General features: G+C 50.2%; 12 protein-coding genes. 8 read left to right on the top strand and 4 right to left on the bottom strand.

Features of this window, described 5'->3' with window-relative positions; genetic code table 11:
* The first annotated feature begins 123 nt into the window (after positions 1-123).
* From rnc to acpS, 5 genes are all read left to right on the top strand, one after another.
* Positions 124-804 (top strand): ribonuclease III, encoded by a 681-nt coding sequence (gene rnc, locus AACH44_RS14610; RefSeq protein ID WP_012822897.1) that lies wholly within the window; start codon positions 124-126, stop codon positions 802-804.
* A complete protein-coding gene (gene era / locus AACH44_RS14605) occupies positions 801-1,706 on the top strand; it encodes a GTPase Era (protein WP_012822898.1) in 906 nt (301 codons plus the stop codon). The genes rnc and era overlap by 4 nt, the downstream gene beginning before the upstream one ends.
* An 11-nt stretch (positions 1,707-1,717) precedes the next feature.
* Positions 1,718-2,455 (top strand): DNA repair protein RecO, encoded by a 738-nt coding sequence (gene recO, locus AACH44_RS14600; RefSeq protein WP_261847721.1) that lies wholly within the window; start codon positions 1,718-1,720, stop codon positions 2,453-2,455.
* Positions 2,456-2,535: 80 nt separating this feature from the next.
* Positions 2,536-3,267, top strand: coding sequence for a pyridoxine 5'-phosphate synthase (gene pdxJ, locus AACH44_RS14595; protein ID WP_261847720.1), 732 nt, complete (start codon positions 2,536-2,538; stop codon positions 3,265-3,267).
* Entirely contained in the window at positions 3,267-3,647 is a 381-nt protein-coding gene (gene acpS, locus AACH44_RS14590; protein ID WP_261847719.1) for a holo-ACP synthase, read from the top strand. The genes pdxJ and acpS overlap by 1 nt, the downstream gene beginning before the upstream one ends.
* A gap of 18 nt (positions 3,648-3,665) precedes the next feature.
* Here acpS and AACH44_RS14585 read toward each other — a convergent pair whose 3' ends face one another.
* Positions 3,666-3,926 carry a YfhL family 4Fe-4S dicluster ferredoxin gene (locus AACH44_RS14585; protein WP_005973589.1) on the bottom strand — a complete coding sequence of 87 codons (261 nt, stop codon included), beginning with the start codon at positions 3,924-3,926 and terminating at the stop codon, positions 3,666-3,668.
* A 469-nt stretch (positions 3,927-4,395) separates the two neighbouring features.
* Here AACH44_RS14585 and pdeH point away from each other — a divergent pair, with 469 nt between their 5' ends.
* Together pdeH and AACH44_RS14575 are read left to right on the top strand one after the other, a co-directional pair.
* Entirely contained in the window at positions 4,396-5,187 is a 792-nt protein-coding gene (pdeH, locus tag AACH44_RS14580) for a cyclic-guanylate-specific phosphodiesterase (RefSeq protein ID WP_261847718.1), read from the top strand.
* A 786-nt stretch (positions 5,188-5,973) separates the two neighbouring features.
* Positions 5,974-7,488: a sensor domain-containing protein gene (locus AACH44_RS14575; RefSeq protein ID WP_261847717.1), complete on the top strand. Its 1,515-nt coding sequence runs from the start codon at positions 5,974-5,976 to the stop codon at positions 7,486-7,488.
* A 49-nt stretch (positions 7,489-7,537) separates the two neighbouring features.
* Here AACH44_RS14575 and AACH44_RS14570 read toward each other — a convergent pair whose 3' ends face one another.
* The 3 genes from AACH44_RS14570 to AACH44_RS14560 all read right to left on the bottom strand — a co-directional run bounded on the left by AACH44_RS14570 (position 7,538) and on the right by AACH44_RS14560 (position 12,519).
* Positions 7,538-8,899: an HlyD family type I secretion periplasmic adaptor subunit gene (locus tag AACH44_RS14570; RefSeq protein ID WP_261847716.1), complete on the bottom strand. Its 1,362-nt coding sequence runs from the start codon at positions 8,897-8,899 to the stop codon at positions 7,538-7,540.
* Positions 8,886-11,087 carry a type I secretion system permease/ATPase gene (locus AACH44_RS14565; protein WP_261847715.1) on the bottom strand — a complete coding sequence of 734 codons (2,202 nt, stop codon included), beginning with the start codon at positions 11,085-11,087 and terminating at the stop codon, positions 8,886-8,888. Before AACH44_RS14565 ends, AACH44_RS14570 begins: the two co-directional genes overlap by 14 nt.
* A 79-nt stretch (positions 11,088-11,166) precedes the next feature.
* The gene (locus AACH44_RS14560) at positions 11,167-12,519 is read right to left on the bottom strand and encodes a TolC family outer membrane protein (protein ID WP_261847714.1); all 1,353 of its coding nucleotides are present in this window, start codon (positions 12,517-12,519) and stop codon (positions 11,167-11,169) included.
* Positions 12,520-12,895: 376 nt separating this feature from the next.
* Here AACH44_RS14560 and AACH44_RS14555 point away from each other — a divergent pair, with 376 nt between their 5' ends.
* Positions 12,896-24,124 (top strand): Ig-like domain-containing protein, encoded by an 11,229-nt coding sequence (locus AACH44_RS14555; protein ID WP_425606587.1) that lies wholly within the window; start codon positions 12,896-12,898, stop codon positions 24,122-24,124.
* Positions 24,125-24,136 lie beyond the last annotated feature (12 nt).

Raw genomic sequence — 24,136 nt, 5'->3', positions numbered from 1 at the left:
ACGGGCAGAAAGGCAGGCTCCCTTATGGGAGCCAATGCAAACGAAACAGTTTTGACCGAATTGGTAAGCAGGGCTGTTCCGTATGCTGCTGTTTTTGACGCATCGTTGATCTATTGGTAACACATGAATCCCATCCTGATAAATCGTTTACAAAGAAAGCTGGGCTATACTTTTCAGCAGTACGAGCTTTTGTTACAGGCGTTGACACATCGCAGTGCCAGCAGCAAACATAATGAAAGACTCGAGTTTCTGGGTGACTCCATCCTGAGTTTTGTGATCGCTAATGCGCTGTATCATCGTTTTCCCAAGGTTGACGAGGGAGACATGAGCCGGATGCGAGCCACGCTGGTGCGAGGTAATACCTTGGCGGAAATCGCGCGTGAATTTGAACTGGGAGAGTGTTTACGCCTCGGCCCCGGTGAGTTAAAAAGCGGTGGCTTCCGTCGTGAATCGATATTGGCTGATACGGTCGAAGCCCTGATTGGTGGCATTTTCCTCGACAGTGACATCCTGAATATCGAACGTTTGATCTTGAATTGGTATCAAACGCGCCTGGATGAAATCAGCCCCGGCGATAAGCAAAAAGATCCGAAAACGCGGTTGCAGGAGTTTCTGCAAGGGCGTCACCTACCTCTACCAACCTATCTGGTGGTACAGGTTCGTGGGGAAGCACATGATCAGGAGTTTACTATCCACTGTCAGGTGAGCGGCTTTAGCGAGTCGGTCATTGGAACAGGATCGAGCCGTCGTAAAGCCGAACAGGCTGCGGCTGAACAAGCGTTGAAAAAACTGGAGCTTGAATGAGCGAAGTACAGACACACTGCGGTTTTGTCGCGATTGTTGGTCGACCAAACGTCGGGAAATCGACGTTATTGAATCAATTACTGGGGCAGAAGATCTCCATTACGTCACGTAAGCCTCAGACGACGCGGCACCGCATCATGGGCATCCATACTGAAGGGCCTTATCAGGCGATTTATGTGGATACTCCGGGGCTGCATATTGAAGAAAAACGGGCGATTAACCGCCTGATGAACCGTGCCGCCAGCAGTTCAATTGGTGACGTTGAGCTGATCATTTTCGTTGTGGAAGGGACACACTGGAACGACGACGATGACATGGTATTAAATAAGCTGCGCGATCAGAAACTTCCTGTGCTGTTGGCGATCAATAAAGTTGATAACGTCACGGATAAAACTAAGCTACTGCCGCATATCCAGTTCCTCAGCCAACAGATGGACTTCCTTGACGTCGTTCCGATCTCGGCTGAGAAGGGCACGAATGTTGATACGATTGCCAGCATTGTGCGCAAACACTTGCCGCAGGCAACGCACCACTTCCCAGAAGACTACATCACCGACCGCTCACAGCGTTTTATGGCATCGGAAATTATCCGTGAGAAGTTGATGCGCTTCCTCGGTGAAGAGTTGCCGTATTCTGTGACGGTCGAAATTGAGCGTTTCGTGACGAATGAGCGCGGTGGCTACGACATTAACGGTCTTATTCTGGTTGAGCGTGAAGGCCAGAAGAAGATGGTCATTGGCAACAAAGGTGCCAAAATTAAAACCATTGGTATCGAGTCTCGTCAGGATATGGAAGAGATGTTCGAAGCCAAAGTGCACCTTGAGCTGTGGGTTAAAGTGAAATCCGGTTGGGCAGATGACGAACGTGCCCTGCGCAGCTTGGGTTATAGCGAAGACTTGTAAGGTTCACGCCGATGGAAGGCTGGCAGCGCGCATTTGTCTTGCATGGGCGACCTTATAGTGAAACTAGTTTGTTGCTGGATCTGTTCAGCGAAAGCGATGGCCGAGTTCGCGTGCTTGCCAAAGGCGCGCGAGCCCGCCGCTCTAACCTGAAAGGTTGCTTGCAGCCGTTCACTCCGCTACTGGTACGCTGGAGCGGGCGGGGAGAGGTGAAAACCTTACGTAGTGCGGAGCCTGTCTCGTTGGCACTGCCACTGACTGGTTCGATGCTGTATAGCGGCTTATATGTTAATGAGTTGCTGTCTCGTGTGCTGGAGCATGAAACCAATTATTCCGCGCTTTTCTTTGATTATCTCCATTGTTTACAACATCTTGCTGCACATGATGCCTCTCCTGAACCGGCATTAAGACGCTTTGAATTAGCGTTATTGGGCTATCTGGGATACGGCGTCGATTTCCTGCATTGTGCTGGCAGCGGTGAACCCGTGGCAAATACCATGACCTACCAGTATCGAGAGGAAAGGGGATTTATTGCCAGCCTGGTTGTCGATAATAAAAGCTTTACTGGACATGAGTTACGCTCGCTGGCCTCGCGTGAATTTCCTGATGCTGGAACACTAAAGGCAGCAAAACGTTTCACCCGCATCGCATTAAAGCCGTATCTGGGGGGAAAGCCGTTGAAAAGTCGTGAACTGTTTCGACAATTCGTTCCTGCTGCTAATTTGTCCAAAACCACTTCTTCTGATAAATAATCCCCTCTCGTCAGTACCCCAACGCGGTGACATCGGTGTAAACTCCAGCGTATCGTGCATGACTTTATCGAGGATTTATCATGGCTGAACTGTTGCTTGGCGTTAACATTGACCACATCGCGACACTGCGTAATGCACGTGGAACGGCGTATCCCGACCCTGTTCAAGCAGCTTTTGTTGCTGAACAGGCTGGAGCGGATGGCATTACGGTACATTTGCGTGAAGATCGTCGTCATATCACGGATCGTGATGTACGGATTTTGAGAGAAACGCTCCAAACCCGCATGAATCTGGAAATGGCTGTCACGGAAGAAATGCTGAATATCGCCTGTGACGTGAAGCCGCATTTTTGCTGTCTGGTACCGGAGAAACGCCAGGAGGTGACAACCGAAGGCGGGCTGGACGTCGCGGGGCAGCAGGAAAAAATCGATAACGCGGTAGCCAGGCTTAGCCAGGCTAACATATTGGTTTCGCTATTTATTGATGCGGATAAACGACAAATTGATGCCGCTGTTGCCAGCGGTGCACCTTATATCGAAATTCATACGGGTGCCTATGCCGATGCACCCGATGATGAAACGCGTCAGCATGAATTTGAGCGGATTCGCGATGCGGCGACTTACGCGGCTGCGCAAGGACTTAAAGTCAATGCAGGTCATGGTTTGACCTACCATAACGTTCTGCCTATTGCTGCGTTGCCGGAAATGCACGAATTAAATATCGGGCATGCCATTATCGGACGTGGAGTAATGAGCGGTCTGAAGGATGCGGTTACCGAAATGAAGAGTCTGATGCGGGAAGCACGCCGCTGATGGCGATTCTTGGACTCGGAACCGATATTGTCGAAATCAGCCGTATTGAAGCGGTGATTGAACGTTCAGGCGAGCGATTGGCTCGCCGTGTTCTGACGGAGGCTGAATGGGCACATTATCAGCAGCATCAGCAGCCAGTCCGTTTCCTTGCCAAGCGTTTTGCCGTGAAAGAAGCAGCGGCAAAAGCTTTCGGTACGGGAATTCGCAACGGGCTCGCGTTCAACCAGTTTGAAGTTTTTAATGACGAGCTGGGCAAACCTTGTCTGCGGTTTTTTGCTAAGGCGGCAGAGCTGGCGGAGCAGATAGGCGCAAGACACGTACATGTGACGTTGGCTGATGAAAGACGCTATGCCTGTGCGACGGTGATTATCGAAAGCTGATCGTTCGTAAACGGATGCTTAAATCCTGTCGGCATGGTGCATGAGCACATATTTTTCCCACAGCTGCTCATTGCCTTCAATGTGGTTTGGATCTTTGACTATCGTATTGTCGATCGGACAGACTTTCTGACACGTAGGCGTGTCGTAGTGACCAACGCATTCCGTGCAGAGCGTGGTATCAATTTCATAAATGTCCATGCCCATGGAGATGGCCTGATTAGGACACTCGGGCTCACACATGTCACAGTTAATGCATTTATGGGTGATGAGTAACGCCATGATGTTCTTCTACCTAACAAACAGGGCGCAGATTATACCTGTTGAAGCCCGTTTAGACACGCGTAACTGTGGTTGATGGATAATATACTGCTGAATCGGCCTCTGTTGTCTTTTACCTGCTTTCCCCCGATGCTATTTTCTACGGCTTTCATGTGTTTTCGCAAGCCTTCAGCATGCGACCTATTGGCTACATAAATAGTGAGGTTACAGGGTAAAATTACCATCTGTTCGTTAAATTGGTTTTATGTGTATGCATTAGACTGCATAAATCAGCCAGTGCGACTGTGTTTATTGGGTTTTAATTTATTGATTTACAATTTAAATAAATTTAGTTGTGATATTGAACCACTTATTTTTGTAATATCATGGACATCGATTTAATCGGCGTTGCCGTTTAAGCTTGCATCTTGAGAGTCGATGCCGGTGCATGCCCATATGATATAATTTTATAACTAATAGTGTCAGTTTAATGGCGGAACTCATCGTGCAGCAGGACGGTCATCTTAATCAGTTTGGAACTGGATTTTTCCAACAGGGAAGCGTGGAGTCGTTGGACGCTGATTACTGGCACCAATGTCAACGGCGGTATACTTTTCAGCCCATTTATCGAACATCTGGTAAATTAATGGCTATTGAGTTACTGACTTCCGTTTTTTCTCCTACCCTGCCGCAAAAGTTCATTTCTCCTGAAAAATACTTCGCAAATATTGATGTTGATACCCGCCTGTTAATTATTGTAGAACAACTGCAATTTTTGTCTCAATGGAGTTTTCGATTTACTCGCGACGATCTTTTTGCCTCTGTCAACATCGATGGTATGACATTATTGGCGTTGCAAAATAATCTGGAAGCCAAACGCCTGATCGCGGAAATGCCTTGGATTCGTTTTGAAATGGTTGAAAACCAGGGGGGATTACCGAAAGAGGTATTAACCAAACTCCCTGAGGCACAAACGTTATGGTTGGATGATTTTGGCTGTGGTATGGCGAATTTCTCATCATTGATGCTGGCTCAGTATGATTGCATCAAGGTTGCGCGTGAGCTCTTTATTCTCCTGCAACAAAGTGGTGAAGGGCGCACTGTTTTTCCTGCGTTGATCGCGCTGCTATCACGCTTTTGCAATTACGTGGTGATTGAAGGGATCGAAACACGAGAGGAGTGGGCCATTGTTCAGGCATCGCAAGCCTATGCAGCCCAAGGTTACTATCTTTCACGTCCCCAGCCATTTGAGAATTTTGAGACGTTGAAGCTCGAATTCTAGGTGATAACCTGTTGTTGGGAGATCACTTTTATCAGTAGAGTACTGCTATATATCTCGTCGCTTTTCTTCTTCCGTATCAACTCATTATGTTTTCTAATGTTTTACGGTCGTATAAAAAACTGCCATTTCAATAAATCCACCTGCCATCCTGCCTCATGAAACAAAATGCTATATTTGTTTTATTTTTGTTATTTAATTCTTATTTTATTTGTTATTGCCGTGTTTAGTTTCAAAAAATGAAAGGGAAGAAGTGTTACAAATTTTGCATCAAATTATGACATATATGATCAGGCATTTGCGTTAATGATTTTATTTTTTTATTTTAATTATTTGATTTTTAATGGTAAAAAAATATAATGTTTACTGTTAACGATCAAAAATCATTTTGTGATAGATTTTATTGATTAAATCAATGATACTTATTGGTATAATTGATTTGCTTACGAAAAATTGACGTTCAAAATATATCTCCATATACCTTTAGGAATATTCTTTTATTCCATTAGAAAAGCTTATAACCCGAACAATTACTACTATTAAATTAAGATACTCTTTTGAATTTGCTGTTTTTATCTGCGCACAGTCATATGCGAGGGCTTTATGCTGACGTTGCTATGTTTATAAATACTCCTGTTTCATGGAGCGTTTTTTCTTTCATCCTTTCTGCTCTCTGGAAATTCACCGATCCCGAAAATCGGCGGGCTAGGGGTTTGTTGCCGGGATTTTTCGCCATCTGCTTTGTGATGTGTACGATCAGGACCACTCGGGCCTGAGGAGAGTGTTATTGTGTATGAAGTTATAATAACCTTGCTGTTAATGCTGCTATTGTTTTCTTCTGTGAAAAATAGAAAAATTAAACAAAAGTTTAAAACTGAACAGAAAAAACAAAATTTTCTCAACATGATTTTTTTTGCAATGGAATATAGCCCTGCTTCAATTATGATCGCAGATGAAAATTGTGAAATTATTTACGTAAATCGTCAGTTTATTACCATGTCTGGCTATATGCCGGATGAAGTTATTGGCAAAAAAACGAATATATTAAACTCTGGCATGACCAACGCCAGCGTCTATGAAGAGCTGTGGGCTACCATAAATAAAGGTAATGTTTGGAGTGGTGAGTTTGTTAACCGACGCAAAGATGGGCAACTGTATTGGGAAAAGGCCAATATCGTTAAAATATATAATAAAGCGAGTAACACGACTCAATATGTCGGCATTAAGTTAGATATCACTGAACGGAAATCCCAAGAACATCACGATAATTCATACAACCGTGCACTGGAACTGTTATCAAGCGGTGCACCGCTGAAAGATATTCTGGATGCGATCATTTTCAGCGTTGAGGAAAAAAATCCTGGCCGTATTGTTTGCTCTGTACTGTTAGTTGATAAAGACAAAAAATGTTTGACGCTTGGATCTGCACCAAGTTTGCCGGGTTTCTATAAAAATGCTATTCACAATGTAAAAATTGCTGATGGTGTAGCTTCTTTTGGTACGGCGGCTTATACCGGAAAACGTGTAATTGCTGACGATATTTCAGTCCATCCACATTGGTCCTTATATAAAGGGCTTGCACTATATGCCGGACTGCGCTCCTGCTGGTCTGAACCTATCATTGGCCAGAACAAAGAAATATTAGGTGTTTTAAGCGTTTACCATCGTAAAGTCTACGCACCTACCGAGGAAGAAATTTTCTCTATAGAGAAATCTGCACAGCTGATCGCGATCGCTATAGAGCGATACCATGCCATCGATATGCTGCGGCGGAGTGAGGAACACTATCGACAACTGGCGCATTATGACTCATTAACGTCATTGGCTAACGGCCTGACGTTCGCCGAACAAATGGAACAGGCGATTCTGTTATCTAAACAAACAGGCAGAAAAATCGCGCTGATGTTCCTCGATCTCGATAAATTTAAACAGATAAACGACTCATTCGGACATGCTGTTGGTGATTTACTATTAAAAGAAGCCGCGGCGCGTATGCGTGGGGCGGTTCGTGATTCGGATACGGTGTATCGCCGTAGTGGCGATGAGTTTATTATTCTGCTTCAGGGTATTAAAGAGATTGATAATACGCTTTATGTTGCTGATAAAATCCATAACGCGTTGAACAAACCTTTTGAGATCAATGGGAAAACGCTGGACATATCATGCAGCATTGGGATTGCGCTGTACCCAGAGCACGGTTCCGACTCTCTGACGTTGGCAATTAATGCCGACTCTGCCATGTATCAGGCTAAAGTGATGGGGCGGAGCCAAACACAGATTTATCACAGTATGAATGAGCACTAATATCGTAGAATAGATATAGATAAAAGGCGCATGTTGCGCGCCTTTTTATTTATCTTTCTCGCAGTGCTTCTGCTTTTGCCCGAATGATTGGCTTTAACAAATAACTAAGGATCGTTTTCTTTCCCGTTATTATATCTACGGAGGCCACCATACCGGGAATGATAAGAAGAGGCTTATCGGCTGAACCTAAATAATTTTTATCCGTCCGCAAACGAATAATATAAAAGCTGTTCCCTTCTTTATCCGTTACCGTGTCTGGGCTGATTTGTTCTAACTGACCTTTTAAACCGCCATAGATGGTGTAGTCATAGGCCGTCAACTTTATTATGGCATCCTGACCTGGGTGTAAAAAGGCAATATCCTGAGGGCGAACTTTAGCTTCCACCAGTAGCTTGTCATCGAGTGGAACAATTTCCACTAGATCGCTACCTGGCTGAATTACCCCCCCGATAGTATTCACCAGAACCTGTTGAACAATACCGCGAACAGGGGAGACAACCAGCGTTCGGTTTACTCTGTCTTCCAGTGCCTTACCCGTAGCTTCAATTTTATTCAGATTGGTTTGTGCTTCACTGAGTTGAGATAACGCCTCGCTTTTATAACGATTGCGGGTTTCCTCTATTTTATTCTCGATCTCTTTAATTGCAGATTCCGCTCGGGGAATTGAGAGTTTGACTGAGTCGAGCTGACCACGGGTTTCAACTTCAGCACGGCGTAGGCGCAAAACTTCTACTTTAGAAATAGCGCCTTCTGCAATTAACGGTTCCGACATTTTAATTTCTTGCTGAAGCAGACCCAAACTATTACGGAATTGAATCTCCTTGGCAGAAAAATCCCGCAGTTCTTGGCGACGTTGGATCAACTGTTCTTCCAGACCGGATACTTCGTTATGGAGTTGCTGGCGACGGCTGTTATAAAGCTCTTGTTCTCCTGCTGCAATTTTAGGTGCTTGTGTCGTTATTTCTTCGGAAAGCATGAGTTCCCTATCGCTGGTTTCGGCGTTCAGGCGCTCAACGCGCGACAGCAGTGCAAGCCGGTCAGCTTCGGTTTCTCCTACATTGGAAGCAAAGCGGGTATCATCGAGACGGAGCAAAGGATCGCCAGCATTGACGACCTGGCCTTCACGAATGAATACTTCCGTGACGATTCCACCTTCCAGATTCTGAATTTTTTGCAAGCGAGAAGAAGGGATTGCTTTACCTTCACCTCGGGTGACTTCATCAATATTCGCCAGCCCAGCCCACAGAATAAAGAACAGGAAAAAAGCCCCGATAGCCCACAGGGTGAAGCGAATAGAACGTGGTGAATCCTCAGCCATTGCTCGGCTAACTTCTGGCATTGTTTGCAGGTTTTCTTCATCTCCACCAACAAAATACCGTTTGATTCGTTTGATATATTTACCGAGACGCATTGATCTGCCCCTTCTTCAATGCATCCATCACGATCGCTTTCGGCCCATCTGCAATAATTTTGCCTTTATCAACAATCACTAAACGATCGACCAGCGCCAGCATGGAAACGCGATGAGTAACCAGCAACAGCGTTTTTTCCGCGATGACGGGAGCGAGAGCTTGCTTTAACCTATCTTCGCTGGTGTTATCCATCGAACTGGTGGGCTCATCAAGTACCAGAATCGGAGGGTCAAGCAATAGCGCTCTGGCTATCGCAACAGCCTGACGCTGCCCGCCGGAAAGTTGTTGACCTCGTTCTCCAACCTGAAGGTTGTAACCATCGGGGTGCAGGCGTGCAAACTCGTTTACCCCTGAAATTTCAGCGGCTCTTAGCATGGCTTCATCTTCGACATAACGCGCACCGCTAATGAGGTTATTACGCAGCGATCCACTGAACAATTGAATATCCTGCGGGACATAGCCGATATTGTGGCGTAAATCGCTGACGTCCAACTGACGGGCATCAACACCGTCGATCAGAATATTACCCGTGTTGGGCTGGTAGAGGTTAACGATCAGCTTTTGCAATGAGCTTTTGCCTGAGCCGCTGCGGCCAATTACCCCCACTTTCTCACCGGGAGCGATGGTCAGACTGATGCTTTGCAATGAACTGGTTTTTTGTTCTGGATAGTTGAACGTCACATCGCGAAATTCGATCCCACCTCGAATACTCTCGCGCTTCAGAGGATGTTCGTTATCGCTACGTTCTTGCGGTAGTTGCATCATCTGTTCGGTGGTTTGCATCGTCAAACGCGCCTGCTGATAACGGCTGACCAGCCCAGACAGTTGGCCCAACGGCATAAGTGCTCTGCCGTTCAGCATATAACAGGCAATCAGCCCACCCATGCTGAGTTTACCGTTAATTATCATATAGACGCCGACCACAATCATGGCCACGCCAGCAAATTGCTGGAACCACTGCGTCAGGTTCACCGCCAGTGAAGACAACGCTTTTGCTCGCATTTCCAGCTTGCTCAGACTGCCAATCGTCTGTTCCCATTGGTGCTGCCGTTCGCTTTCTGCATTGTTGACCTTGATCGCATCCAGGCAGCTCAGCGTTTCGATCAGTGTTGCCTGCCGTTCACTGGCAAGATACATCGTTTTTTCAATCGTGGCAGACAGCGGTTTTTGCATCGCCCAGCTCGCTAGCAGGGCGATAGGGTAGGCTAGCATGGACACCCAGACCAGCGGGCCGCCGATGATGCCGATAACCAACAGCAGAAGCAGCGTAAAGGGAAAATCGATCAGCGTCGTCAGCGTCAATGAGGACAAGAAATCTCTGAGCGACTGAAATTCATGAATATTTTGTGCAAAGCTACCGACTCGTGGTGGCCGAGCCTTCATTGACATTCCAGTAATACGCTCAAATAACGTGGCTGAAATAATCAGATCGGTTTTTTTGCCCGCTATATCGAGGCAAATGCCGCGTAGCGTTTTGAGTACCAAATCGAAAACAAAAGCACCAGTAACACCGACTGCCAGCACCCACAATGTCGCTGTCGCCTGATTAGGCACAACCCTGTCATAGACATTCATCACGAATAGCGGTGTGGCAAGTGCGATAATGTTTACGAGTAAACTGGCAAGAATGGCATCGAGATAGAGCGAACGTGAAAGCTTGAGAGTATCCCTAAACCAGGATTTGGTATGGGGGATGAGTGATTGGTTTTGCAGATCGAACTGATGGCGGGGCTGGGCAAACATCACTAAGCCAAGGTAATTCTGTTGTAGCATATTATGCTCAACGGAAATTTCCCCGCCTTCTGTTTCACTTGGCATCAGACGTGCGCTGCCGTCGGCGTTCCAGCCTAACAGAATGGCTGCTCCACCTTCCCGTAACAGCAACATCGCAGGAAGCGACATCTCAGAAATCTTATTCAGGGAGCGTTTGAGAACGCGCCCTTGCAATCCTGCTCGTGCTGCGGCTCTTGGGAGCAATTTTACGGATAATCGCTGGTTAGCTAAAGGCAAGCCAGCGGTGAGTGTGGTTCGGCTGACGGATTTCCCCTGTAAGGCACAGAGGGTCAGCAAACTATCCAATAATGGGTCGTCATGACGGCTGCGAGGGTCACTATTTTCATGGACGATGGGTTCATGAACGACCGATTCATCAGAACCCTTCGTCTCTTGTACTGAATGCAACTTCATTTAACTGAACGTTCCCTTACACAACGTAATTCCCTCGCATATAAACCATAATTTATTGCTGGCTGACTAATGAAATATATTAATTAAGGCTCGGCAACTCTGCTTGGGTTGTCACGTTTGTCAAACTGATACCTGCATCAGGCGTAGGGATCGCTAAACGATCCAATAACTCTCCCATACGCGATGTGATCCGATATTCGGTATAGAGGGCGATGAAGCGAACTTCGACCAGTCGTCTCTGTGCGGTGAACAACTCGTTTTCACTATCTAGCAAATCCAATAACGTCCTTTCTCCCAGACCAAATTGCTTCTGATAGGCGGTGCGTACTTTCATACTGCGGTCGGCGTATTCGGCGGCAATCGGAACCTGTTGACGTGAGTTGTTTAGCGCTGACCAGGCTAGCTTAAGCTCTTCATTCAACAAACGTAGGGCATTATTTCGAACATCCTGTGCTTCCTTTACCTGATAGGCTTTAGATTCCATGCTGGCCTTGGTACTTCCGCCCTCATACAGGTTGTAGCGCATCCGCAGCATCGCTTGCCACTCATTATTTTGGCCGCGAGTCCCATCAACGTTATTATTCATTGTGCGAGAGAGTTCAACGTTGAGACGCGGATAAAAGGTTGATTTTGATGTTTCATATTGCTGCTGAGTGGCTTCAATATCCGATTCTGCGGATTTTAGTGCCGGGCTATTTTCCAGCATGAGGCGTTGGGCTTCCTCCAACGAGGAGGGGAGTTTTATCGCGGACGCATCGGGCATGACCAAATTTTCAGGTACTTTCCCCACAATACTCATGTAGTTGATTTTGGCATCATCCAGATTGGTTTTTTCTGTCAGCGAGTTATTGCGTGCTTGTGCTAAACGCGCTTCAGCCTGATCCAAGTCGGCCAATCGCCCAACGCCTTGCTCACTGCGCAGCCTGATTTGATCGTAAATGCGCTCATGGCTTGCAAGGTTGGCTTCTGCCAGGCGCACAAATTCTTGGCGTTGCAGTACACTGAGGTACACCTGAACGGCATCTAATGCTGTCGCTTCACTGGTATTCAACACTTTATAGGCACGTGAATTGACGGTGGCACGCTGTCTGCCAACTTCACTTGAGGTGGCAAAGCCATCAAATACCGTCTGATTCAGAGCGATACTTGACTCCTGGCGACTGAGCTCAGTGCGTTTATTCGCGCTGGCGCGTGTTGAGGGGCTATCGGTTTCCTCACGGCCAACGCCAGCATTCAGTGTAATGGAGGGAAGGTATCCGCCTTTTGCCGCACGTAAGTCGTGTTCGGCAGAAAAGCGGCTATTAATGGATGCGCTCACTTCGGGGTGTGTGTAGAGCGTGCTTTTTATTGCTTCTTGGAGCGTCTCGGCATACGTCGCTGTGGAAAAAAAGGGAATAAGGGGTAATAAAACAAAATGGTATCTACGCATCATCAGCAGTTTTCCTTCACAAAAAACTTTATTTGTGATTATTCCTATTAAAGTGTTTGAGTGTTATATAAATCTTTAACGGATCTATTCTTTTTATTTCTTTAATATCAGTACGTTAATATCTCTTCTCAATACATGCTGAGATAAGGAAATAAGAATTACCCTAAATGAGTAAAGTTCTGGAAAGAATATTCTGAATTTTTTATTATATCGTTCATCGAGTCAAGCGTTTGACGCATAACGGCAGCATTATCGTAGCGTTTTTTTAAATGTCAGGACGACACACAGCAAATCAACCTTATCAGGATGATAGTCAAAATCTATAGCTGCAACATCGCAATATCATGAAAATAATTATAGATATCAAGGAGAAATCATCTTGAGTGGTGTGATTGGTATTATTAAATTCGTTATTGGACAAGTTTTTGTTGTCGCGCTTGATGGGAGTCAGAGGCTGCTCGTTGCTGGCGATCGCGTTTACAGTGGTGAAGAAGTGATGACCGGTGCTAACGGCGCGGTTTCAATCACATTACCTGATGGTAAGACACTGGATCTGGGGCGCGATAGCCGCTGGAGCGATGTAAGCAGTGCATCTGCTCAGAAAAATATAGATGTCGCTAATGATGTTGCAGCTATACAAGATGCTATTGCTCAGGGCGCTGACCCAACGCAAGTGCTAGAGGCAACGGCTGCCGGTAATGATGACTCTGGCGAAGCGGGTGACGGTGGTGGCGGGCACTTCAATTCAACGGTGGTACTGGATTTAACGGCTGATGTCGTGACTGCCCCGATTGGTTATGATACTGCGGGCATATCGTTTACCGATAGAGCCTCATCTGTTTTAGGTGGTGTAGATTCGTCTACGTTGCTGACTGTTACTGCGGATACCACCGATACTACACCTCCCTCTGTCACACTTGTCATAAATAGTGACGGCACAATAAGTTTCGTTTTTACAAAACCGCCCGTTGGTTTTGACCTCACAGATATCACCGTAACAAACGGCTCAGTAACGAATCTGGTGCAGGATCCTAACGATCCCGCTCGCTGGACGGCGACATTAACGCCTGCTGCCAATTTTGAGGGGGAAGTTCGGGTCAGCATCCCAGACGGCAGCTACACCGATGCCGCAGGCATTCCTGGAACAGGCGGCAGCGAAGCGGTAACGGTTGATACTCTGCCTCCTATTGCATCAATTTCAATTGATGATGTGACGTCGGATAACGTCATCAATGCCAGCGAGTCCGGTCAGACCATTGCGGTGACCGGTAAAGTCGGTAACGACGTTAAAGCGGGCGATGCGGTGACGGTAAAAGTCGGCACCGAGACCTACCAGACCACGGTGAACGCGGATGGTAAAACCTGGAGCGTCAATGTTCCCGGCGCTGTACTGGCCGCCAATGTCGATGTGAGTGCCACGGTGACCACGCGCGATACGGCAGGCAACGTCACCACGGCAAACACCAGCCACACTTATAGCGTTGATACGGCTGCGCCAGTGGCGTCTATCTCTATCGATGATGTCACGTCAGACAACGTGATTAATGCCAGCGAATCGGGCCAGACGATCGCGGTGACCGGCAAAGTCGATAACGAGGTGAAAGCCGGCGATGCGGTAACCGTTAAAGTCGGCACCGAGACCTACCAGACCACCGTCAATGCGGATGGTAAAACCTGGAGCGTCAATGTTCCCGGCGCTGTTCTTACCGCGAATGGCGATGTGAGTGCTACAGTCACCACGCGTGATAGCGCTGGTAATGTCACCACCGCCAATACTTCTCATGCTTACGGTGTTGATAGCATTGCGCCAACCGCCTCTATTACTATTGATGATGTGACGTCAGATAACGTCATCAACGCCAGCGAGTCCGGGCAGACCCTTGCGGTGACGGGCAAAGTCGATAACGACGTCAAAGCAGGCGATGCGGTAACCGTTAAAGTCGGCACGGAAACCTACCAGACGACGGTCAGTACCGACGGCAAAACCTGGAGCGTGAATGTTCCCGGTGCTGTACTGGCGGCGAATGGTGATGTGAGTGCCACGGTGACCACCCGCGATGCGGCAGGCAATATCACGACTGCGAACACGACTCATGCTTACGGTGTTGATAGCATTGCGCCAACCGCCTCTATTACTATTGATGATGTGACGTCAGATAACATCATCAATGCCAGCGAGTCCGGGCAGACCATTGCGGTGACGGGCAAAGTCGATAACGACGTCAACGCCGGTGACGCGGTGACGGTAAAAGTGGGCACCGAGACCTACCAGACCACCGTGAATGCGGATGGTAAAACCTGGAGCGTCAATGTTCCCGGTGCTGTTCTTGCCGCGAATGGTGATGTGAGTGCCACGGTGACCACGCGTGATACCGCTGGTAATGTCACCACGGCGAATACCCATCATGCCTATGCTGTAGATACGACTGCGCCAACGGCCTCTATCAGCATCGACAATGTCACCAGCGATAACGTGATTAATGCGGCCGAGTCAGGCCAGACCATTGCCGTGACGGGTAAAGTCGATAACGAGGTGAAAGCCGGCGATGCGGTAACCGTTAAAGTGGGCACCGAGACCTACCAGACCACGGTGAACGCGGATGGTAAAACCTGGAGCGTCAATGTTCCCGGCGCTGTACTGGCGGCGAATGGTGATGTGAGTGCCACCGTCACCACGCGTGATACCGCTGGTAATGTCACCACCGCCAATACTTCCCATGCTTACGGTGTGGATACGGTTGCGCCTGTCGCGTCGATTACTATCGATAATGTCACCAGCGATAACGTGATTAACGCCAGCGAATCCGGGCAGACCATTGCGGTCACCGGTAAAGTCGATAACGAGGTCAAAGCCGGTGACGCGATCACGGTAAAAGTCGGCACCGAAACCTACCAGACCACGGTGAATGCCGATGGCAAAACCTGGAGCGTCAATGTCCCCGGCACTGTACTGGCGGCAAATGGTGATGTGAGTGCCACGGTCACCACGCGTGATACCGCTGGTAATGTCACCACCGCCAATACTTCTCATGCTTACGGTGTGGATACCATTGCGCCAACCGCCTCTATTACTATTGATGATGTGACGTCAGATAACGTCATCAACGCCAGCGAGTCCGGGCAGGCCATTGCGGTGACCGGTAAAGTCGATAACGACGTGAAAGCGGGCGATGCGGTAACCGTTAAAGTCGGCACCGAGACCTACCAGACCACCGTCAATGCCGATGGCAAAACCTGGAGCGTCAACGTTCCCGGCGCTGTACTGGCCGCCAATGTCGATGTGAGTGCCACGGTGACCACCCGCGATCCGGCAGGCAATGTCACCACCGCCAATACTTCTCATGCTTACGGTGTCGACACCATTGCGCCAACGGCCTCTATCAGCATCGACAACGTCGCCAGCGATAACGTGATTAACGCGGCTGAGTCCGGCCAGACTATCGCGGTGACCGGCAAAGTCGGTAACGACGTCAAAGCCGGTGACGCGGTGACGGTAAAAGTGGGCACCGAGACCTACCAGACCACCGTCAATGCGGATGGTAAAACCTGGAGCGTCAATGTTCCCGGTGCTGTTCTTGCCGCGAATGGCGATGTGAGTGCCACGGTCACCACCCGCGATGCGGCAGGCAACGTCACTACCGCCAACACCAGTCACGCTTACGGTGCCGACACCATTGCGCCAACGGCCTCTATCAGCATCGACAACGTCACGTCAGATAACGTGATTAACGCCAGCGAATCCGGCCAAACCATTGCGGTGACCGGCAAAGTCGATAACGAGGTGAAAGCCGGCGATGCGGTAACCGTTAAAGTCGGCACCGAGACCTACCAGACCACCGTCAATGCGGATGGTAAAACCTGGAGTGTGAATGTTCCGGGATCGGTACTGGCGGCGAATGGTGATGTGAGTGCCACGGTCACCACGCGTGATAGCGCTGGTAATGTCACCACGGCGAATACCCATCATGCCTACGGTGTCGATACGGTTGCACCAACCGCTTCTATTACTATTGATGATGTGACGTCAGATAACGTCATCAACGCCAGCGAGTCAGGCCAGACTATCGCGGTGACCGGCAAAGTCGATAACGAGGTGAAAGCCGGCGATGCGGTGACGGTGAAAATCGGTACCGAGACCTACCAGACGACGGTCAGTACCGACGGCAAAACCTGGAGCGTGAATGTTCCCGGTGCTGTACTGGCGGCGAATGGCGATGTGAGTGCCACCGTCACCACGCGTGATACCGCTGGTAATGTCACCACCGCCAATACTTCTCATGCTTACGGTGTCGACACCATTGCGCCAACGGCCTCTATCAGCATCGACAACGTCACGTCAGATAACATCATCAATGCCAGCGAGTCCTGGCAAACCATTGCGGTCACCGGTAAAGTCGATAACGAGGTGAAAGCGGGCGATGCGGTAACCGTTAAAGTCGGCACCGAAACCTACCAGACGACGGTCAGTACCGACGGCAAAACCTGGAGCGTCAACGTTCCCGGTGCTGTTCTTGCCGCGAATGGTGATGTGAGTGCCACGGTCACCACCCGCGATACCGCTGGTAATGTCACCACCGCCAACACCAGTCACGCTTACGGTGTCGACACCATTGCGCCAACGGCCTCTATCAGCATCGACAACGTCACGTCGGATAACGTCATCAACGCCAGCGAGTCCGGGCAAACCATTGCCGTGACCGGTAAAGTCGATAACGAGGTGAAAGCCGGCGATGCGATCACGGTAAAAGTGGGCACCGAGACCTACCAGACCACGGTGAACGCGGATGGTAAAACCTGGAGCGTCAATGTCCCCGGCACTGTACTGGCGGCGAATGGTGATGTGAGTGCCACGGTCACCACCCGCGATGCGGCAGGCAACGTCACTACCGCCAACACCAGTCACGCTTACGGTGTCGATACGGTTGCGCCAGTCGCGTCGATCTCTATCGACAACGTCACCAGCGATAACGTGATTAACGCCAGCGAGTCCGGCCAGACCATTGCGGTGACCGGTAAAGTCGATAACGAGGTGAAAGCCGGCGATGCGGTTACCGTGAAAGTCGGGACCGAAACCTACCAGACCACCGTCAATGCGGATGGTAAAACCTGGAGCGTCAATGTTCCGGGATCGGTACTGGCGGCGAATGGTGATGTGAGTGCCACGGTCACCACCCGCGATCCGGCAGGCAATGTCACCACGGCGAATACTTCCCATTCTTACGGTGTGGATACGGTTGCGCCTGTCGCGTCGATTACTATCGATAATGTCACCAGCGATAACGTGATTAACGCCAGCGAATCCGGGCAGACCATTGCGGTCACCGGTAAAGTCGATAACGAGGTGAAAGCCGGCGATGCGGTTACCGTTAAAGTCGGCACTGAGACCTACCAGACCACGGTGAATACCGACGGCAAAACCTGGAGCGTGAATGTTCCCGGTGCTGTACTGGCGGCGAATGGTGATGTGAGTGCCACGGTGACCACGCGTGATACCGCTGGTAATGTCACCACCGTCAACACCAGTCATGCTTACGGTGTCGACACCATTGCGCCAACGGCCTCTATCAGCATCGACAACGTCACCAGCGATAACGTGATTAACGCGGCTGAGTCCGGCCAGACTATCGCGGTGACCGGCAAAGTCGGTAACGACGTCAAAGCCGGTGACGCGGTGACGGTAAAAGTGGGCACCGAGACCTACCAGACCACCGTCAATGCGGATGGTAAAACCTGGAGCGTCAATGTTCCCGGTGCTGTTCTTGCCGCGAATGGCGATGTGAGTGCCACGGTCACCACCCGCGATGCGGCAGGCAACGTCACTACCGCCAACACCAGTCACGCTTACGGTGCCGACACCATTGCGCCAACGGCCTCTATCAGCATCGACAACGTCACCAGCGATAACGTGATTAACGCCAGCGAATCCGGCCAAACCATTGCGGTGACCGGCAAAGTCGATAACGAGGTGAAAGCCGGCGATGCGGTAACCGTTAAAGTCGGCACCGAGACCTACCAGACCACCGTCAATGCGGATGGTAAAACCTGGAGTGTGAATGTTCCCGGTGCTGTTCTTGCCACCAACGGCGATATCTCCGCCACCGTGACCACGCGCGATACGGCGGGCAACGTCACCACGGCAAACACCAGCCACACTTATAGCGTTGATACGGCTGCGCCAGTGGCGTCTATCTCTATCGATGATGTCACGTCAGACAACGTGATTAATGCCAGCGAATCGGGCCAGACGATTGCGGTGACCGGTCAGGTTGGCAATGAAGTTAAGGCCGGCGATGCGGTGACGGTAAAAGTCGGGACCGAGACCTACCAGACCACCGTCAATGCGGATGGCAAAACCTGGAGCGTCAACGTTCCCGGTGCTGTTCTTGCGGCGAATGGTGATGTGAGTGCCACGGTCACCACCCGCGATGCGGCAGGCAACGTCACTACCGCCAACACCAGTCACGCTTACGGTGTCGATACGGTTGCGCCAACCGCCTCTATTACTATCGACGATGTGACGTCGGATAACGTCATCAACGCCAGCGAGTCCGGGCAGACCATTGCGGTGACCGGTAAAGTCGATAACGAGGTGAAAGCTGGCGATGCGGTAACCGTTAAAGTCGGCACTGAGACCTACCAGACCACCGTGAATGCGGATGGTAAAACCTGGAGCGTCAATGTTCCAGGTGCTGTTCTTGCCACCAACGGCGATATCTCCGCCACCGTGACCACGCGCGATACGGCAGGCAACGTCACCACGGCAAACACCAGCCACACTTATAGCGTTGATACGGCTGCGCCAGTGGCGTCTATCTCTATCGATGATGTGACGTCAGACAACGTGATTAATGCCAGCGAATCGGGCCAGACGATTGCGGTGACCGGTCAGGTTGGCAATGAAGTTAAGGCCGGCGATGCGGTGACGGTTAAAGTCGGCACCGAGACCTACCAGACCACCGTCAATGCGGATGGTAAAACCTGGAGTGTGAATGTTCCGGGTTCCGTGCTGGCCGCCAATGGTGATGTGAGTGCCACGGTGACCACGCGTGATAGCGCTGGTAATGTCACCACGGCGAATACCCATCATGCCTACGGTGTCGATACGGTTGCACCAACCGCTTCTATTACTATTGATGATGTGACGTCAGATAACGTCATCAACGCCAGCGAGTCAGGCCAGACCATTGCCGTGACGGGTAAAGTCGATAACGACGTCAAAGCGGGCGATGCGGTAACCGTTAAAGTGGGCACCGAGACCTACCAGACCACCGTCAATGCGGATGGTAAAACCTGGAGTGTGAATGTTCCGGGTTCCGTGCTGGCCGCCAATGGCGATGTGAGTGCCACCGTCACCACCCGCGATCCGGCAGGCAATGTCACCACCGCAAACACCAGCCACACTTATAGCGTTGATACGGCTGCGCCAGTGGCGTCTATCTCTATCGACAACGTCACGTCGGATAACGTCATCAATGCCAGCGAGTCCGGCCAGACCATTGCGGTGACCGGTAAAGTCGGTAACGACGTTAAAGCGGGCGATGCGATCACGGTAAAAGTCGGGACCGAGACCTACCAGACCACCGTCAATGCCGATGGCAAAACCTGGAGCGTCAATGTTCCCGGTGCTGTACTGGCGGCGAATGGTGATGTGAGTGCCACGGTGACCACCCGCGATACCGCTGGTAATGTCACCACGGCCAATACTTCTCATGCTTACGGTGTCGATACGGCTGCGCCAGTCGCGTCGATCTCTATCGATAATGTCACGTCCGATAACGTGATTAATGCCAGCGAATCCGGCCAGACGATTGCGGTGACCGGTAAAGTCGATAACGAGGTTAAAGCGGGCGATGCGATCACGGTAAAAGTCGGGACCGAGACCTACCAGACTACGGTGAATACCGATGGCAAAACCTGGAGCGTCAATGTTCCCGGTGCTGTTCTTGCCGCGAATGGCGATGTGAGTGCCACGGTCACCACCCGCGATGCGGCAGGCAACGTCACTACCGCCAACACCAGTCACGCTTACGGTGTCGATACGACTGCGCCAACGGCCTCTATCAGCATCGACAACGTCACGTCAGATAACGTGATTAATGCGGCCGAGTCAGGCCAGACCATTGCCGTGACCGGTAAAGTCGATAACGAGGTGAAAGCCGGCGATGCGGTAACCGTTAAAGTCGGGACCGAAACCTACCAGACCACCGTCAATGCGGATGGTAAAACCTGGAGTGTCAATGTTCCCGGTGCTGTTCTTGCCGCGAATGGCGATGTGAGTGCTACAGTCACATCGCGTGATACCGCTGGTAATGTCACCACGGCGAATACCCATCATGCCTATGCTGTAGATACGACTGCCCCCGAAATTGATATTACGAATTTTGCCGGTAATGATGGGTATGTTAGCCAGAGTGAATCGAAAAATACCGTAATCAGCGGCACCAGTAACGAGAAGACGATCGATCTGGTCTTTACTGATGTGAATGGTAAGTCGGTGACGCTGCATGACGTATTGGTGACGAATGGTAAATGGCAGACGAATGTCGATCTGAGCACGTTGGCCGAGGGCAAGATTACCGCTGGCGCGACGGCGACCGATGCGGCAGGTAATCAGGCGCATGATAACAGCCAGGCGATCATGGATATTACGCCACCAGCCGCACACAACAACACGGTGGAGGGTACAGAAGATACACCGTTGCACATTGGCTGGAGCGATCTGGGTGTATCAAGCGATACCGCCAGTATCGTGATTTCGTCTCTGCCGCCCACCAGCGTTGGTACGCTCTATTTTAATGATAACGGGGGCTGGAAAGCAGTCACCGCAGGGCAAACTTTTACGGCTGGCAACACCGATCTGCGCTTTACGCCAGCGAGTAATCTCTCTGGCGCATCGCTGGGAGACATTGCTTACCGACCTGTCGATAGCGCAGGGAATACGGGCGATAAAGCCGCGCTGCACATTGGCATAACACCCGTAGTAGATGCGCCGGTAGTGAGCCTGAGCATCACCAGTGGCGCGACAACGCCGACCTCTTCGGAAATTATTAAGGTCAATGGCGGTAGCGCCAACGGTGGCTTCGACGTACAAAATGGGAAAATTGTTGCCGTGGGCAACGGTGTCCGCGTTTGGCTGACCGAAGGGGATCCGGTACCTACAGTGGTCGGTAATGGCAAGGTAGCGTACTACAGTCAGGGCAATACCAGCGGTGATGGCAGCTACAGCGATATCTTCGTTGTGCATTCCAACAGTGGGTATTTCTATCGACAGAGTGACTGGCCGGCCGATCGTAATGATCATCGCGATCTGGATTCGTTTAACGGTAACCGGACGAATAACGGCAGCAGCGCGCATTCTGACTACGTGTTCGTTATGAAAGAGACGGGTTACACCTACAACGCAACCTATAGTACGAACAACAATCAGGATACGTCGGTTAACACGCTGGACGGGCTGAAAGTTAACTATACCGATGGCAGCGGTAAGTCAGGCTCGTTTACCTCGCAGGTCAGCAACAATATTGAAGGCGTGATCTATAGCGACGGCACGACATACACACCGGGCACCAATAGTGCGACGGTGGAAAAAGTGGCCGGTCAGGCAGGCACGCAGACGCACACGCTTGATGTCTCGGCAGCCCTGACCGATCGCGACGGCAGTGAAACCCTGTCAGGGATTACGCTCACGGGGATCCCGAAAGGAACGGTGCTGACCGACCACATTAACAATGTGAAGTATACCGTTGATGATGATGGAGCGTATCTCATCAAGAACGCCAACAATACCCAGACGCTGGCTGGCAAGATTACGCTCGAAGTGCCAGTCGATGCGGGTAAATTCAACGTAGTTGCGCAGGCGACATCGACAGAAATCACCAACCATGATACGGCGACCAGCTACTCTGCCGGAGGCGTTGACCAGTATGGGATGAGCGTCGGTACGATAGGCGATGACAACATGTCCGGCACGCATAGCCACGATGTGATGGTCTCGGATGTCTCCGGCTTGCAGATCATTGAAGGCAAGAATTACAACATTGCCTTTATGGTCGATTCCTCCGGCAGTATGTCGTCAACGGATATTGAGAATACGCGTACATCGTTGAGCAACGTGTTCAAAAGTCTGATTAATAGCGCTAGCGGCGTGAATTCCGGTACGGTAAACGTTTTTTTGGCTGACTTTGATACGCAGGTGGGTAAAACCATTTCTGTGAATCTGAACGACGACAGCGCCCTGAATAAGCTGACTGCCGTATTGAATTCAATGGTTGGCGGATCGGAGAAAGGCGGTGGAACCAACTATGAAGATGTATTCAAGACGACGGCTAACTGGTTCCAAAGCGATGTGGTGAAAAAGAATGTGGGTAATAACCTGACGTATTTCATTACTGACGGTGAGCCAACGTTCTATCAGAAGAATGAAGCCGATGTCGTGAAAGTGAGTGACTGGAACCAAACGCTGAATATCGATAGCTTCGCCTACAAGCCAGGGCAGTCCTACTCTATGGATGTTCGCGGTGCTATGCGTGAAGTGATTGATAGCAAAGGGAACGTCTATCAATATGCGTGGAGTGATAAGAGCAATCAAGTCGCGGGTACGGTGATTGGTCAGGTACACGCACAGGGGGATGGAACGTATGAGATCTCCTCTTTGGGCGGCGTGGGTAATAACAGCAGCTACTGGGCGCAGGACTACCGCGGTAACTGGTACTGGGTTGATAATTCAGGCAACCGCGATGTCAGCAACACAAACGCGGCTCAGGCTTTCAGTTTACTGAAGAAGCAGTCAGCGATTGAAGCGATCGGTATTGGTGCTGATTTAAATGGCGATACGCTGAAGCGCTATGACACCGACGGTGTGGTTCAGGATCATATTGATCCTGCTAACCTTAATAAAGCGATTCTGGGCAGCAGTGAGTCAATACATGCAGGTAATGACCAACTGAATGGCGGATTGGGGAATGACATTCTGTTCGGCGATGTGGTGTCGTTTCCTAATATCGACAGCAACGGTATCACCGCCTTGCAGAACTACATCGGCAAGCAGTTAGGTATGCAAACCGGCGTACCGACGGCGAAAGAGATGCATGGCTATATTGCAACGCACAGCGCGGAGTTTGATCTGTCGTCGGCGAAAGATGGCAACGACACACTCAACGGTGGAGCGGGGAATGATATTCTTTTCGGTCAGGGTGGACATGACACACTGATTGGCGGGGAAGGTAATGACCTGCTCTATGGCGGTGCGGGGGATGACATTCTGATTGGTGGCGCAGGGGGCGATACGCTCATCGGCGGCGCTGGCGCAGATACCTTCAAGTGGCAAGCGGGTGATATCGGAAATGATGTGATCAAAGACTTTAACGCCAAAGAGGGCGACCGGATTGATTTAAGCGATCTGGTTGGTGAACTGGAGGAAGGAACCGATATCAGTCGCTACATTCGCATCACGGATAGCCATGGTTCGCCGATGATTGAGGTCAGTACCGCGGGTAACTTTACGGCGGATAAGGGTGGAACGGTTGCGGTGTCGATTACGTTGGAACATTATAATGGCGCATTACCGTCGCTAGAGAGTCTGGTCAGTAAGCCTGAAGCGTCTAGCTGATAGGAAAGGGGA

The organism is Pectobacterium araliae (assembly GCF_037076465.1).
Lineage (GTDB): Bacteria > Pseudomonadota > Gammaproteobacteria > Enterobacterales > Enterobacteriaceae > Pectobacterium > Pectobacterium araliae.
Note: the sequence above shows the minus strand (reverse complement) of the source record. Positions and strands in the feature narration are given on the sequence as shown.